Origin of the sequence: Pontibacillus sp. HN14, from assembly GCF_021129245.1 — a bacterium.
GTDB lineage: Bacteria > Bacillota > Bacilli > Bacillales > BH030062 > Pontibacillus.
This window is the reverse complement of record NZ_JAJOLR010000001.1, coordinates 1,173,913-1,188,480: the sequence shown is the minus strand read 5'-3', so window position 1 is coordinate 1,188,480 and position 14,568 is coordinate 1,173,913. Positions and strand designations below refer to the sequence as shown.

The following is a 14,568-nucleotide window of genomic DNA, read 5'->3' as shown; positions in this document are numbered from 1 at the left end:
AATGTTAGGCGTACACCTAATTAACTTAAAATAGTTGATAAAATAAGCCGTGTTTCGTATCATACCATAGCAGTTTCCCGTGCTTGCGTTTTGGGATCCGCGTTTGCAAATTCCATTCCGGATATTGTTTCATAATTTGAACCTGATCACCTGTGGCTAAGGCGATAAACGATATATAGTGGTCTTTTGTCATGGGGTGGTCGCTTGTTATAAACCATTCCTCGTCACTGTCTGTAAAGGTTAGCTTCTCGTCATCTGTCGCTTTCTTTGCTTCGAGTGGTTCTAACTTTCTCCCGCAACAAGATAAGGATATATCTCCAGTGGCTAGTACAATATTATTGCATGATGGGCAAACAAAATAGCTTGATTTTTTCATATTTCCTCCTACAAATTCATTAGAAGTTAGTTCTCCGTCTAAAATATTTTCTATATTGACTCCTAGTAAGGCAGACAAATGAGGGAGTAGTGTTACATCCGGGCTGCCATACCCGCGCTCCCATTTCGAAATGGTTCGATCAGAAATATGCATTTGATCTGCTAATTCCTTCTGAGTGAGTCCCATTTCTTTTCGCAAATGATAAATTAATTCTCCAACTTTATGGTTATTCATTTCGTTCTCCTCCTGCTCTACTTACAGCTTAGAGTGTTCTTTGCTTCATCGCAACAAACGTTCCGTAGAGTTACGTTTAGCTTTCAAAAGGTCACTGATGGTCTAATACTGTGAATTCATTTGTCTTTCTTTTACTTAGTAGCAACTCCGATATTTAAAACCCAATAGCGCTGGAGCATATTCTAGAACCAATCGTTCAAATAAAAAAGGACATGATGGGAGCCCATCATGTCCTTTTCCAATTCATTATCTCTCCACCAAAACTCTCTCCAAATACTCCATTGCCTCTACCACATCATCTTTCGTAAAGGATGAGATCAACCTAAGCGTTTCGTCCGGCTTCACGGCATGAGCGGCAACAATGGGCATTGCCTTGTTTTTGTTCTCAACAATGTTCAACCCTTCTAAACTCGCAGGAAATCCAAGATCTTGATAGAAAGGAAGCAGGTTTTTCACTTCTTCTGTTTTCCCTTCAAGAACGAGCTGGACTAGAATCCCGTAAGCCACTTTGTGTCCATGAAGAACCGAATGGGTTTCATCAATAAAACTTAATCCATTATGGATCGCGTGAGCTCCTGCTGTTCTGCCGTACTTTCCTCCATACCCTCCAACTGTACCGGATAAAGGAATGATCGCTTCGATGACGTTTTTGAAAGATGAAGTTATTGTATTCGATTCCATGCTTTCAATAGCAGCGCGGCTTTCGTGTAGTAGGATCTCTTTTATGTAGGAAGCGTGGTCTAGTGCGACCTTGACCATGATGGACAGGTCTTCATTTTGGTCATTACGGATAATTGGTTCTGCTTCGTACCATTTCGCGAGTGAATCGCTAATCCCGCTTTTTACATATTCGATAGGAGAAGTTAGTAGGAAAGCAGGGTCGACTAGAGCAAGGTGAATCGTCCGGTTGTGGTAATCGACACGAACAAATGCGCCAGTGTCATCGTACATGACACTTAACGGAGTAGCGGCAGCGCATGTTCCAGCCACGGTTGGCACCGTTGTAACCTCAACGCCCATATGGTCTGCGACCGATTTCGCTGTATCTAGTATGACTCCGCCTCCGATTCCGATAATGACATCAGACTCTCCCGCAAAGGCTGTGATCGTATCGATCGCTTCATCTGAACAATAGCCATCGTGCTGATAGACTTTCGTCTGAGGTAGAGATGCATAGTTTCGGAAAGCTTCATATGATTTGTAACCAGTAACGATTAGGGGAGACTGAAACGACTCTATGAAAGTAGAGAGGTCTTTAAGAATACCTTCTTCACAAATATATTGATTCGGTCCACTTCTAAGAATTTCATCTGGGTTTACCATTCCATTCACTCCTTCAAATAAAAGAATCCTATTCTGAACCACATAAAATCATTTCAAGGTGAGTAACTCCTTCGTAACTGACTATAGTAGTCCTTAAAGGTTTGACCATATCGTAACACTTTTGATTGGTATTTAGAATAATCAAAAAATATTATTAGTCAAATTTGATAGATGAATATTATTCTCTCTTCCATCGAAGTTTTTTTAATTACAGGGGAATCTTGATTTTTTCTTGATAGTTGCGATGTACGATGAATGTATCGAATGAAGGAGGGGTTATTTTGAAGAATGAAAATGTGATTAAAACAGTGAACATTACGAAAAGAGTGAAGAGGAAGGTGTTGCTTGAAGATATTTCCTTAAATGTGGAGGCAGGTTCGATTTGTGGATTTCTCGGACCAAATGGAGCCGGTAAGACGACGCTTATGAGGGTGATGATGGGATTAGTGAAACCCTCTCAAGGATCCGTCTTTCTTAATGGAGTGGATGTGAATGGAAATAGGCCAGAAGCTTTAAAACACGTAGGCGCGATGATCGAATCCCCTCTGTTCTATGACTACCTAACAGGTCGTATAATGCTTCTGAACTTATCAAGACTTCATGGTTATACGAAAGAAGAAAGAGAGGAAAAGGTCGAGGAAGTGCTTCAGATTGTCGGACTAGAAAAACGGGGAGAGGATAAAATCCATACCTATTCCTTAGGGATGAAGCAGCGCCTTGGTATTGCTCAAGCCCTCCTTGGGGACCCGTCTTTAATACTTTTGGATGAACCGGCAAATGGGCTTGATCCTATTGGAATGCGAGAGCTTAGAGAGCTTATCATCTCATTGAATCAAGAGAAAGGCATTACGTTTTTCATATCGAGTCATTTGCTGGATGAGCTGCAGCACATTTGCAACCACTATATTTTAATTAGAGAAGGTCGTATTTTGTATCAAGGGCAAGTAGACGATCTCATGAAAGATAAAGAAATGCGCCTTGAAGATTTATTTGTGGAGATGATGACGTCATGAAAGCCTTGTTTACGAGTGAATGGGAGCGCCTATGGTCGAGGTCATTTGTCGCTTTCGCTTTGTTTTCCATGCCCATTCTTAATGTTGTGCTAGGATTCTACTACCAATTTCGTAACCAGTCCTCTACAGAAGAGGCTGTAAATTATGCCACCGTTATGAACTTTCCTGTATTAAGCCTTTCAGAACACCTGTTTATTACATTCAATGTTGTCATTCTTGTTCTTGTGGGTTTTGTTGTAACAGAAGAACAACAAAAAGGACAGCTAAGGCTGCTGCTGCAGAGGGCTTACTCATTAAAACAACTATTCTTTGCTAAACTTGGTGTAATGGCAACAACCCTGTTTCTTTATCTAGGGGTGTATGGCCTGACTTCTTATTTAGTAGGACTCTTTTTATTTCGAATGCCAGAACAGTCTATTCAATTTATAAGCTTTGATAGGATTTCGAATGTGGATATGGGCCTTTATACGATCGCTTATTATGGATTGGCCTATCTTTCTATCATTGCTGTCTTATCCTTGTTTCTGTTTGCAGGCACACTTTGTCCGTCTGTGAACGCTTTACTAGCAGCAGGAGTCAGTCTGCTTGTATTCCTTATTGCCGTGCCTGAGCTCATGCAATTATCAACGGCCTTTCACATTAACGTTTTGCCGGTTATTTATGCTTCAATAACAAAGGTTCAATATTCTGGTATTGCTCTTATGTTGTTAAATGGAAGAAATCTAGCGTGGCTTTTAAGTGTCATAACCGTGTATGTATGTGGATTCCTTTTAGGATCCTACTTGGTATTCACAAGAAGGAGTTACTTTAACTAAGGAGGAAGTTGGATATGAAAGAGTTGATTCAGAGTGAATGGGAACGTTTATTAGCGAGGAGAGTTGTAAGAAATTTAGTTATTATGATGGGACTTATTACGTTTATAACGATTTATTTCTTAACCATGTATGATAATGGACAGTTCACGAGCAGTCAGAATACGAAGCTTAATGCGGTTAATTTTCCTTGGTTTGTCTTAAGGGAAGTGTCATTTTATATTACGCTTCTTCTTATGCCAATCGTGACGATGATCTCCGTTAATAGTGAAGTGAAAACAAATGTATACAATATGGTATTGAGTCGCCCTTTTAAGCGTCTCTCTTTCTTAATGGCAAAGTGGTTTAGTTTGTTGAAATTAGGGGGTATTCTTACAGTTGGAATTTTGAGTATATCAATTGTAGCTGGATTTTTATTGTATGATATGCCAAGCCGTGTTTTTCTTTTTCAACAATCAGAGCCTACTACTATCCTTGGAGGTTATCTCTATACTCTACAGTTTTATGGCGTTTTTTATATCATCCTTATAGCAGCTATATTAATTAGTTCGTGTGTAGCTTTATGGGTCAACAATCCGATGCTGGCTTTTCTGATCTACATCCTTTTATGTGGAGCTCCGGTATATTTTACTGATGCATTTCTATTTATGCTTCTTCCTACTCAGTCTATTTTCATTTCTTTAGCAGAATCAGGCATTTCTTCTATTTACGGATTCCTAGCCATACTCATTATTGGGTTTGGGATGGGAACACTTGTCCGCTGGGAGAGGTATGATTTTAAGTAGTCGATGCCCGGGGAAATCGATTATACTAGAAGGATAGAATTGGAAGGAGGGGCGTTTATGGAAAAGATTCTGATTGTAGACGATGAACCAGATATTACAGCGATTTTAGCTGACGTTCTAAGTGATGAGGGATACGTAGTGACGCAGATTCACGATGGTAGAGAAGCCATCCAATCTATACTAGAAACGTCGTTTGATTTAGTCCTTCTTGATGTGATGATGCCAGGCGTAGACGGGTTAACAGTTTGCCGCGAAGTTCGATACCGTTCAGAAGTACCTATTCTATTTCTGACAGCTAAGTCTGGGATCCCTAACCAAATTCAAGGGTTAAATGAAGGGGCGGATGATTATATTGAGAAGCCATTCTCAAACGAGCAAGTGGTGGCCCGAGTGAAAGCTCATTTAAGAAGGGAGAAGCGGTATCAGAAGAGCTCTCAAACGAAAACGTATAAATCTCTCGTAATGGATGTCTCTACCTATGAGGCTTATTATAAACAAACCATACTTCCTTTGACGAAAAGGGAATTTGATATCGTCCGAGTTCTTATTGACTTCCCAGGTCAAGTTTTCTCGAGGGACCAACTATATGAGCGGGTATGGGGGCTAGAGGCGGACGGAGACGCCTCTACCATTACAGAACATATTCGTAATATTCGTGCTAAGGTAAAGCGAATTGACACTCAGGCTCACCTATTGCAAACGGTATGGGGAGTAGGATATAGAATTGGGTAGGAAAAGAAGTACATTAAAAAAACAAATTCAATGGACGATTATTAAAACGATCTCCTACAGTTTTCTATCTACGCTTTTGCTGGGGGGATTGATTTTGCTTTTGGTCTTGCGATTAGATGAAGAAAGCCACGCCAATTATTATGAAAAACAAATTCCTGAGGTTACATCTTTTATTAAGACGGCTAAGAGTGAGCTGGTGGATCATCCATCTGTTTCCAGGGAGCGGTTAAATGAGAAGGTACCGTTAGATGGAATGACTTACCATGTCTACGATAAAGATGGCAGCCTCTTGTACGGTTCAACGGAAGCCCGAGGTATGGAATTGCCAATCATAGAGAAGGTAAATACGACCGATTTCGAAAATGATTCCTATCAAAAGTATTTACCGATTTTGTCCTCTTCAGAAGAACTGGTTGGGATGGTAAAGCTAACCTATCAGTTAGAGTCAGGTACACCTATACAGAGGTTATCGCTCCTAATCATTCTTGCTCCTTTTTTGTTTATCGTTTTTTACACCTACGTATGTGGAGGGAAGTTAAGCAGGCGCTTGTTTACGCCTATTCGTGAATTAGCAGGAGCTATTGATTCTATTAAAGAACAAGATTTGGATTTTACGCTACATGCCGCCAACCGGAGTGATGAGTTAGGGGATTTGGCAAGAGCTTTTGAGACCATGAAACAAGAATTACATACGTCTTTAGAAAAGCAATGGAAGCTTGAACAAGAGCGTCAAGATTTCCTAAGCGCTGTGACACATGATTTGAAGACGCCTTTAACGATTATGAAGTCGAATGCACAAGTTTTAGACAGAAAAATAGATGACAATGAGCGCGTATACAGTGCGGCTATTTTAAAGCAGATTGATCGTGTAACCAACCTCGTGCATGAGGTGGGGGAGGTCCAGAGGATTAATGGAGGGTCGTTTCCTATCCAACTGCAAAAGGTTGAACCAAAATCTTTCTTTGAAAAAGAACTACAATCCTTTCGAACTTATATTGAAGCTAAAGGTGACCATTATTCGATTCAATTAAGTGATGAACGATCGGTTCATAAAGATATTTCGATCGACCCGGATCGCATGCGTCAAGTTATAGAAAATATAATCTCAAATAGCGTTCGTTATACACCATCTAGTAGTACGATCCATGCTCACCTAGATTTAACAGATGGAGCGGTTGAACTCACCATAAGTGATAATGGCCCTGGGTTTCATAGTGCTGAGTTGCCTCAAGTATTTGATCAATTTTATAGGGGTAACCCTAGTACTTCAGGGCAAGGACTGGGTTTATCGATCGTTAAGAACATCATTGAAGCTCATCGTGGCGAGGTGAATGTATGGAATGATGGAGGAGCTAGTATTTCCATTACACTATTTGGCTGAACGATCGTTGGTTTGCGAGACTGCTAAGCCTGGCGTAACACTCTTCACTCCTTTAGAGCGAATTAGCCTTCGCTGTTTTATTAAGTTTATTCACTCTAGAGTACTATTTCGTTTATAGATAAAGGAGAAAAGGAATAGGAGTACTCCATCACTAGTAAGTTCGAATTAGAAAAAACTAGTGATTTGTATCGGTGATATGTGGGAATGATAAAGCGAGTTTAACAGCGGTAAAAGGAGCGTTGAGCATGAGTGAGCATTATGAAGTGGTGATTATTGGGGGAGGAGCGGCAGGTTTAAATGCAGCTCTTGTCTTAGGACGATCAAAGAGAAATGTACTTGTTCTTGATGAGAATAAAGCACGCAATAACGTTACAAAAGCTTCCCATGGTTTCCTTACTCGAGATGGTGTGAAGCCAGAGGAATTTAAGGAAATGGGAATCGGTGAAATCAAAGCTTATCCGAGTGTTTCGTATATAGAGAGTAAAGTAACTTCGCTCCATAAAGACAGTGGACTCTTCCATATTCACGGAGATGGACAAAACTATACAGCCGACCGTGTAATCGTCGCCACAGGAATGAAAGACGAGTTACCGGATATTAAGGGCGTAGACCTTGTGTATGGGACAAGCGTTTTTCACTGTCCTTACTGTGACGGATGGGAGCGCAGAGAGGAACCGTTAGCCGTCTTTGGGAATGATCCAGGGATCTTAGATTATGTGAAACTGATTTATAACTGGAGCCAGGATCTAATGATTTTTACGAATGGACCTGCAGAAATTACCTCTGAGGAGAAAGAGGACTTAAAGCAGCACGGAGTCGCGCTTATAGAAGAAACCGTTCGTGAACTGGTCTCTGAAGATGGATATCTTAAACATGTCGTTACAGAGTCAGATGAGGTTTACGACCGTTCAGGAGGATTTATATTGGAAACAAGCGAATCCCAGTCCTTCCCCCTTCATGAATACTTTGATATAGAATTCACCGATATGGGCGGATATTACACTAAAGATGGATGTGAAACGCTTGTAGATGGACTATATGTGATTGGTGATTCTAGACATGGATTTTCTGGATTACTGAAGGCGGCTAGTGAAGGATATGAGCTGGCGGTTGCCTTAAATCATGAACTTGCTGTAAATGCCTGGGATCGGAAAGGGTAACTAGGTTTCACTTTTTAGTTCAAATGTTACTACAAAAAAGAGCATTTTCCTTTTTGGAAAATGCTCTTTCTTCTTATACGAACGTTCACGTCACCCGTTACTTTATTTAATTTGAAAAATAAGCATTAAAAATATTAGAAGGATTTTCATTTCTTAGGCTTAGGTAAGAAATATGTACTACCACCCATTAAAAAGCCACCGATTATTCCAAGTAATGTACCGATTATAACCCAATAAGTTAATGAAAAAGTAGATAAATATATTCCTAACAAAAATAAGAGTAAGCCAGCAAAAAATAAAATTCTTACCTTTTTCATTTTTCTGCTCCCCTCAAAATATTTTCAGTTAAAGTCTAGTCCACTTCTTTATAAAGCATCTCAAAACTGCTTCGTTTAATTCATTTTACCATATCAATATTGATTACTGCTGCAAATTAACATGCAGTTCACCCTACAATTTCACATAAAAAAGTAGTTCAGTGGGGTGCAAGTTGTAAATATTGCACTTTAAAACTGAACTGATCACCTATAAATAGAAGGTTCTTTTTGGTGGAAAATAAGGTTGTGTAATGCGAAGGGTTTTGAAATAATTGGAATGCTACGAGAATATATTGGTGACCTTTTATCTTTAAAGAGGAGTGGATGAATTGCAATTAAACCATACCTACACAAACGCATTTGAAGATGTACATACTCATGTGAAAGAAAGTGCTAATAAGTTAGGGGCAAGTGGTGGGGCCTTATATATGATTCAAAATGACAAGGTGATAACCGAGTCTTATTTTGGCTATCAGTCTGAGGACCCTAACGCTCGAAAGGTTCAAGGGGGTACTCAATTCCACATTGCCTCTGTAAGGAAGGCTTATATCGGATTTGCAGCTGCGTATGCAATCTACCATGGTTACTTTTCTATAAATGACCCAATTTGGCATTATGTTGAAGATTCTCATTTATCCCCGTATGAAGGTGTAACCATCCGTCACTTATTAACCCACACACATGGGTTACAAATAGTGGATGGGGAATTAGTTCGTAACTTCCATCCTGGGGAATCATGGGCATACCGCGGCCCTAGCATTGATTTGCTGACAAGCATTATCCATAAAACTACAGGACAATCCGTTGCTGAGATTGTAAAAGAGCAAGTATTTGATCCGGTCGGCTTCCAATCTACAGAATGGATTAAGATGAGTCAGCCACATTCCAAAATAGCAAGCACTATTCGAGATACTAATAACGTCTATTGGACTGAAACAGATGTGGTCGATGGTTCAGGAATGAATATGTATGTGTCTGCCCGAGAGCTTGCGCTATGGGGATATCTACATTTAAAAGAAGGAAAATGGGGAGATCGTCAGCTTGTTCCTAGAGAAATTATTCAATTGGCGACATCCATCCAGACACCTGATCCGAGTCTTCCGATCCATAAGAACGGATGTTTATGGTTTGTCAAAGACACGAACTATAGCTTTAACCAACTTGGTGACGGAGTACCGAAGGGTTCCTATCAATTACTTGGGTATACAAATGTTGCGCTGCTTGTGATCCCAGATGAAGACCTCGTTGCAGTGAGAATGTTTAACCGATACGGTTCTTCTGAAGGATTCGATTATCTCGAGGACATTCGTTCTTTTGGAGATATGGTTTATCAATGTGCTGCAAAGACAAGTGCTACATGATAAGAAGCTAGAGCGAAAAAGGGGACTGATCAACTCCTTTATAATTAGGAACATACTTAGTAGCAACTCCGAATATTTATGAATAAAATCAGTTCAAAAAAACCTCTTAAGAATGTCCATCATAAGGACTGAGATTATTCCTCCTTACCATATCAATAGGTATATCAAGAAGGGAATTTGATGTTTTTGTCGAAAAAAAGAGTAGAAGGACGATTTCATATCTACCAGGGATATTGAATAGATTAGTAAAATAGCAACCACAAGGGTTGCTTATTTTATTTGAAATAATCCTTTTGAAAAGCATAAGAAGTATATGTTGGAGGTGTTAAACCTGTTCATGGAATCACTGAATATGTGGCAGTGGGGAGATATCATAACAGTATCTTTATTTGTAGTCGGGATCATTTTGTTCCGATCGATATTATCTCTTTTCATTAAACGGGTTTTCCGAAATAAAGAAGGGGTGCGGCAAGCGCTTCTTTCCCTTATAAAGTGGTTTACCTATAACGGAATACTTGTATTTCTGATCGTTTATTTCTCTGATTCTAAATGGCTGTTTTATAGCTTTTTCTCAATAGGTGAAGTAAACGTTACTTTGTTTTTAATCCTCATTGCTTTGTTAATCATCACGCTGGCAAGTCGACTTTCTAAAATTCTTAATCATTATATTCTTCCATTCTTTTATGAACGTCACCAATTAGACAAAGGCTTGCAATTTACAATGGAACGCATTATCCATTACGTAATTATGGTGATTGCTGTTTTTGTAAGCTTAACGACCGTCGGGATTGATCTGAGTGCTCTAACAGTATTTGCCGGAGTGCTTGGGGTAGGGATTGGATTTGGAATGCAAAATATTGCATCCAACTTTATCTCAGGACTCATCTTACTGTTTGAGCGACCGATAAAAGTAGGGGACCGTGTTATTATTGATGACGTAATCGGTGACGTGGAAAAGATCAGCATGCGAGCTACCGTTGTTCGTACACTTGAGAACGAGCATATTATTATTCCGAACTCTTACTTTCTAGAAGAAAAAGTCGTGAACCGCTCCTTCTCTGACCCAAGACTTCGCCTCACCGTTCCAATCGGAGTGGCTTATGGGACCGATGTTCTTCTTGTAAAGGAGATCCTGTTAACCATTGCTAGAGAAGCAAGGGTGGCTAACTCTATCATTTTAGATTCACCAGAACCATTTGTGAATTTCACAGGCTTTGGTGACTCATCTTTGGATTTTGAACTATTCATTTGGATCTCGAACCCTGAAGAAGTCATTCGAATTAAAAGTGATTTGAACTTTCGAATTTATGAACAATTAAACCATTACGGTGTTGAGATTCCATTTCCACAGAGAGATTTGCATATTAAATCCGGCTATCCCATTCAGGAGAAGGAGGATTAACTAGCTAGGTTGTTTCCTTTCGGTTAAACCTGAGCGTGAGGTGTGCTTGGAAACCACCCGATTTCCTGTTGGAATTGAAATCACGTTTCCCATTAAAGAGTCTAAAAAAGGTTCCTTCGGTTAAGATCGAAGGAACCTTTTGTAAGTTAACTCGTTTGAGCTTTCTTCACCGCAACATAAGCATTAATCCACGAAGTAATAGGGATGATTAGTGCAATCCCAATCCCCGCACAAAAGATCGTAATCATTTCAGAACTAAAAACCTTTGAATTGACGATTTGTCCAATGGAATAATCTAGATCGATAAACCAAATAAGCAAAGCCATATACCCGCCAAAAAAGGCGAAGAATAATGTATTCGTATCCGTGCCAAGAATATCCTTCCCGATCCTCATACCAGATAGGAATAAATCTTTTCGACTAATGGTAGGGTGGTGTAGCAAGGTTTCACCCATCGATGATGTAATGGAAATCGCTACTTCTGTAATGGCCCCAATCGTGCTAATGATAATGACAGATGCACCGATTTTGATGAAATCGACTCCAACAAACAAGGAGTATGGAGCAATTTCTTCTGACTGCTCTTCGCTAAATCCTTGAATCATCGATAAGCTTGTTATGACATCAATTAATAGCAATAAGACGGCAATCGTAATCATCGTTGAAATGAAAGCTGTAATGGTTTTCCTGTTTACTTCATTGACGAAGAAGAGATTAATACAGCTAAAGAGAGCGCATGCAATGATCGTTAAGATAATAGGGTTCATGCCTGGTGATAACATGAGAAAAATCGCGATCAGAAGGACCACAAAGTTGATAAACAAAGAAAGGAACGATAGTGCTCCTTTACTGCCTCCAATAAGCGTCATTAGAACAAATAAAATTACAGATAGGATCATTAATGCATTCATATACTATTCCTCTTTCGTTTCACAAAAAATATAGAAGTGTACACAGCTATCGGAATGGTTAAGACGATTCCAATTCCACCAGCCAGGGCACGGGTGAACTCCAATGAAAGGTTCATCGATAGGGTGAACCCTAAAGCAGAAGAATTTTTTAAGAATAATATGATAGATGGTATAGAACCACTGGCATAGACGAAAAACAATATGTTCGTGAGCGTCCCCATTACATCTTTTCCGATATCCATTCCTGATTGGTGTAGCGCTTTGACGCTAATTGTGGGATTGCTCTCATAGAGACCAAAGATGGACGATGAAATGGTTATGGCGACATCCATAACAGCCCCGAGTGACCCGACGAACAGTCCAGCCATGAAGACAACTTTATAAGGTCTGGTAAGAAACTGCATTTCTTCATATCTTAGTCCACTTCCTGCTGTAAACTTAATGACCACATATGTAATCAATAAAGAGAGAAAGATTCCAATGAGCGTGGATGCAATTGCTGCATACGTCATTTCATTGAAACCATTGAGTAGTAATAAAGAGATGACTGTAAACAGAATGACTAAAATACCACTGATCCACAACAAACTCCAATTTCCATGATTGACGTATACATCAAGGGCGTAAAACATGAGTCCTGCGTTAATAGTCAAGCTAATTAATGAGAATAAGCCCCGTCTTTTCCCTACAACGAGTAACATTAAGATAAAGAACCAGCCCACTAATACAACGTATTTATCCCGTTTTACATCTAAAACAGAGCCGGATAATTTCCCTTCAGCGGAGCGGTTATCCACAGAAATAAACAATTCATTACCTGCCTGATAATGTTGATCATAGGCACCGGAAATGGAATATTTATTTGTTAAATGAACGGTGTCTCCCTTTCTTTCTCCATTTTGAATAACAGCGGTTAGTTGCTGCGTTCCAATTTGGTCTTCATTTCCATGTTGATCCTTCACATTTTCCTTATTTTCCAATTGAGTGTCTGTAACTTCAGCTATGGTTCGTTTGTAAAAGGAACTATTATGATTCACAAAAACCATAGAAGCGATAAAACAGATACCAATTAAGGTAGTAAAGATCCATTGCTTGTACGTTAATCCTCTAATTAGATCTACAATCCATTTCAAAAAAAAGCCTCCATTCTTAAGAGGGAAAGTTACATATATGGTAAGAAGCTTTCCATATTCTCTTTAAACACCTGAACAATCATAGCAAATGGAAGAAGATAAACACAAACCAGAATATCCTAAATCATGCGGGGTATGGAAGTCCTCTTTAAAAGTATACTTATTAGGGCCATGCCGCGCCCCTTGTGAAAGTATCCTTTATGAAACCAGGGGAGGATTAAGTGCCTTCTTGTTAGTCGTTGTAAAAGGGAATATAGTAAAGCTAATGAGTTTATGAAGGGATGAGGAATATGGAAAGAACGTTCTTTCAAGATCCGGCTATTCGAGTTGGGGAAGTTGCATTAAAAGTTCAGGACTTAGAAAAATCAAAAACATTTTATACATCTATACTGGGATTGAAAGTTATCGAGGAAGATAAAACGAGGGTTGTGTTATCCTCGGATGGGATAACACCTCTGGTGAGAATCGAGCAGCCAGAATTGATTGAACCCAAGGATCGAAGAGAGGCAGGACTTTATCATTTTGCCATTCTTTTGCCTAATCGGAAAGATCTGGCTACGTTTATTTATCACCTATCTGAGAATGGTATCCGTTTAGGTGCTGCTGATCACCTTGTGAGTGAAGCATTATACTTCGATGATCCAGATGGAAATGGGATTGAAGTTTATCATGATCGTCCTACACACCAGTGGAAGCGTGAAGATCAACAAATTGTCATGACGGTGGAGCCACTAGACGGGGACTCGATTCTATCAGAGTTAAATGGGGAGAAATGGAAGGGAATGCCTGAAGAGACGGTTATCGGACACATCCATTTACACGTGCGTGATTTACAAGCAGCAAAAGATTTTTATTGTAAGGGTCTTGGTTTTCAGACGACGTTTGATCAACTAGATAAGGCCCTTTTCATCTCAACAGCCGGGTATCATCATCACATAGGATTAAATACGTGGAAAGGAGAAAAAGCTGAATCACCTTCTACTAATCGGGTTGGTCTTCAGCACTATTCTCTTATCTTTCCTGGATTAGAAGCGAGACAAGAAGCTATTTACCGCTTGGAGAGCTTAGGTTATCGTGTGAACGAAGATAGGATGTTAATCCATGATCCTACAGGGAATGTTATCAAACTAGATGTGAAGTAACTTTATAAAAAGTCCCGACATGAACAAAATGTCGGGACTTTTTTAGTTTGAATTCATCACATAAACGTAGTAACGTATTAAGCAGAAAAGTTCTTACATCGAGGGACTATCTTGTTGTGGAAGGAATGAGAGAATGTCTATACCATGTAAAGCGAATGAAGTTCTTGAACTTTTAACCGGAAAGTGGAAACATATTATTTTATTTCACATGATGGAGCATGAAACACTCCGGTTTAGTGAATTGCAGAGATTAATTCCAACTATTACTAAAAAAATGCTAAGCACTCACTTAAGAGAGTTTGAACATCATCAAATAATCAACCGAACGATCTTTCCATCTGTCCCCCCAAAAGTTGAATATACGTTAACCGATTACGGAAAAGAACTAAAGCCCATTATGGAAACCCTGCATAAGTGGGGAGATCAACATGCCAAACAGTTCGAATCAGAATCCACTGACTCTGTGTAGAATAGGGCAGAGATGGT

General features: G+C 39.6%; 15 protein-coding genes. 10 read left to right on the top strand and 5 right to left on the bottom strand.

Features of this window, described 5'->3' with window-relative positions; genetic code table 11:
- Window positions 1-25: 25 nt before the first annotated feature.
- Entirely contained in the window at window positions 26-610 is a 585-nt protein-coding gene (locus tag LQ226_RS06135) for a helix-turn-helix domain-containing protein (protein ID WP_231416966.1), read from the bottom strand.
- Between the two features lie 246 nt (window positions 611-856).
- A complete protein-coding gene (locus LQ226_RS06130) occupies window positions 857-1,933 on the bottom strand; it encodes an iron-containing alcohol dehydrogenase family protein (RefSeq protein WP_231416965.1) in 1,077 nt (358 codons plus the stop codon).
- 281 nt (window positions 1,934-2,214) lie between these two features.
- Between LQ226_RS06130 and LQ226_RS06125 the strand changes: the two genes are divergently transcribed.
- From LQ226_RS06125 to LQ226_RS06100, 6 genes are all read left to right on the top strand, one after another.
- A complete protein-coding gene (locus LQ226_RS06125; RefSeq protein ID WP_231416964.1) occupies window positions 2,215-2,946 on the top strand; it encodes an ABC transporter ATP-binding protein in 732 nt (243 codons plus the stop codon).
- Entirely contained in the window at window positions 2,943-3,761 is an 819-nt protein-coding gene (locus tag LQ226_RS06120) for a hypothetical protein (RefSeq protein ID WP_231416963.1), read from the top strand. The genes LQ226_RS06125 and LQ226_RS06120 overlap by 4 nt, the downstream gene beginning before the upstream one ends.
- Window positions 3,762-3,775: 14 nt before the next feature.
- Window positions 3,776-4,543 carry a hypothetical protein gene (locus LQ226_RS06115; protein ID WP_231416962.1) on the top strand — a complete coding sequence of 256 codons (768 nt, stop codon included), beginning with the start codon at window positions 3,776-3,778 and terminating at the stop codon, window positions 4,541-4,543.
- A 57-nt stretch (window positions 4,544-4,600) separates the two neighbouring features.
- The gene (locus LQ226_RS06110; RefSeq protein WP_231416961.1) at window positions 4,601-5,275 is read left to right on the top strand and encodes a response regulator transcription factor; all 675 of its coding nucleotides are present in this window, start codon (window positions 4,601-4,603) and stop codon (window positions 5,273-5,275) included.
- Between the two features lie 94 nt (window positions 5,276-5,369).
- Window positions 5,370-6,656, top strand: a complete 1,287-nt coding sequence (locus tag LQ226_RS06105; RefSeq protein ID WP_231416960.1) for a HAMP domain-containing sensor histidine kinase — start codon at window positions 5,370-5,372, stop codon at window positions 6,654-6,656.
- Window positions 6,657-6,901: 245 nt separating this feature from the next.
- The gene (locus tag LQ226_RS06100; RefSeq protein ID WP_231416959.1) at window positions 6,902-7,816 is read left to right on the top strand and encodes an FAD-dependent oxidoreductase; all 915 of its coding nucleotides are present in this window, start codon (window positions 6,902-6,904) and stop codon (window positions 7,814-7,816) included.
- A 146-nt stretch (window positions 7,817-7,962) separates the two neighbouring features.
- Here LQ226_RS06100 and LQ226_RS06095 read toward each other — a convergent pair whose 3' ends face one another.
- Window positions 7,963-8,133: a hypothetical protein gene (locus LQ226_RS06095; RefSeq protein ID WP_231416958.1), complete on the bottom strand. Its 171-nt coding sequence runs from the start codon at window positions 8,131-8,133 to the stop codon at window positions 7,963-7,965.
- 329 nt (window positions 8,134-8,462) lie between these two features.
- Between LQ226_RS06095 and LQ226_RS06090 the strand changes: the two genes are divergently transcribed.
- Together LQ226_RS06090 and LQ226_RS06085 are read left to right on the top strand one after the other, a co-directional pair.
- The gene (locus tag LQ226_RS06090; protein WP_231416957.1) at window positions 8,463-9,494 is read left to right on the top strand and encodes a serine hydrolase domain-containing protein; all 1,032 of its coding nucleotides are present in this window, start codon (window positions 8,463-8,465) and stop codon (window positions 9,492-9,494) included.
- A gap of 337 nt (window positions 9,495-9,831) precedes the next feature.
- Window positions 9,832-10,896, top strand: a complete 1,065-nt coding sequence (locus tag LQ226_RS06085) for a mechanosensitive ion channel family protein (RefSeq protein ID WP_231416956.1) — start codon at window positions 9,832-9,834, stop codon at window positions 10,894-10,896.
- Between the two features lie 146 nt (window positions 10,897-11,042).
- On the opposite strand, the gene LQ226_RS06080 is transcribed toward LQ226_RS06085, so the two are convergent.
- Together LQ226_RS06080 and LQ226_RS06075 are read right to left on the bottom strand one after the other, a co-directional pair.
- Window positions 11,043-11,807, bottom strand: a complete 765-nt coding sequence (locus LQ226_RS06080; RefSeq protein WP_231416955.1) for a YibE/F family protein — start codon at window positions 11,805-11,807, stop codon at window positions 11,043-11,045.
- Window positions 11,804-12,940: a YibE/F family protein gene (locus LQ226_RS06075; RefSeq protein ID WP_231416954.1), complete on the bottom strand. Its 1,137-nt coding sequence runs from the start codon at window positions 12,938-12,940 to the stop codon at window positions 11,804-11,806. The genes LQ226_RS06080 and LQ226_RS06075 overlap by 4 nt, the downstream gene beginning before the upstream one ends.
- 281 nt (window positions 12,941-13,221) lie before the next feature.
- Here LQ226_RS06075 and LQ226_RS06070 point away from each other — a divergent pair, with 281 nt between their 5' ends.
- Window positions 13,222-14,082: a VOC family protein gene (locus LQ226_RS06070; RefSeq protein WP_370635446.1), complete on the top strand. Its 861-nt coding sequence runs from the start codon at window positions 13,222-13,224 to the stop codon at window positions 14,080-14,082.
- A 133-nt stretch (window positions 14,083-14,215) separates the two neighbouring features.
- Window positions 14,216-14,551: a winged helix-turn-helix transcriptional regulator gene (locus tag LQ226_RS06065; RefSeq protein ID WP_231416953.1), complete on the top strand. Its 336-nt coding sequence runs from the start codon at window positions 14,216-14,218 to the stop codon at window positions 14,549-14,551.
- Window positions 14,552-14,568 lie beyond the last annotated feature (17 nt).

Bases quoted from the DNA above. Each gene is read 5' to 3' on its own strand.
- LQ226_RS06070 (WP_370635446.1), top strand. From the start codon at position 13,222: ATGAGGAATATGGAAAGAACGTTCTTTCAAGATCCGGCTATTCGAGTT.
- LQ226_RS06065 (WP_231416953.1), top strand. From the start codon at position 14,216: ATGTCTATACCATGTAAAGCGAATGAAGTTCTTGAACTTTTAACCGGA.
- LQ226_RS06130 (WP_231416965.1), bottom strand. From the start codon at position 1,933: ATGGTAAACCCAGATGAAATTCTTAGAAGTGGACCGAATCAATATATT.
- LQ226_RS06080 (WP_231416955.1), bottom strand. From the start codon at position 11,807: ATGAATGCATTAATGATCCTATCTGTAATTTTATTTGTTCTAATGACG.
- LQ226_RS06100 (WP_231416959.1), top strand. From the start codon at position 6,902: ATGAGTGAGCATTATGAAGTGGTGATTATTGGGGGAGGAGCGGCAGGT.
- LQ226_RS06110 (WP_231416961.1), top strand. From the start codon at position 4,601: ATGGAAAAGATTCTGATTGTAGACGATGAACCAGATATTACAGCGATT.
- LQ226_RS06115 (WP_231416962.1), top strand. From the start codon at position 3,776: ATGAAAGAGTTGATTCAGAGTGAATGGGAACGTTTATTAGCGAGGAGA.
- LQ226_RS06095 (WP_231416958.1), bottom strand. From the start codon at position 8,133: ATGAAAAAGGTAAGAATTTTATTTTTTGCTGGCTTACTCTTATTTTTG.
- LQ226_RS06120 (WP_231416963.1), top strand. From the start codon at position 2,943: ATGAAAGCCTTGTTTACGAGTGAATGGGAGCGCCTATGGTCGAGGTCA.
- LQ226_RS06135 (WP_231416966.1), bottom strand. From the start codon at position 610: ATGAATAACCATAAAGTTGGAGAATTAATTTATCATTTGCGAAAAGAA.
- LQ226_RS06085 (WP_231416956.1), top strand. From the start codon at position 9,832: ATGGAATCACTGAATATGTGGCAGTGGGGAGATATCATAACAGTATCT.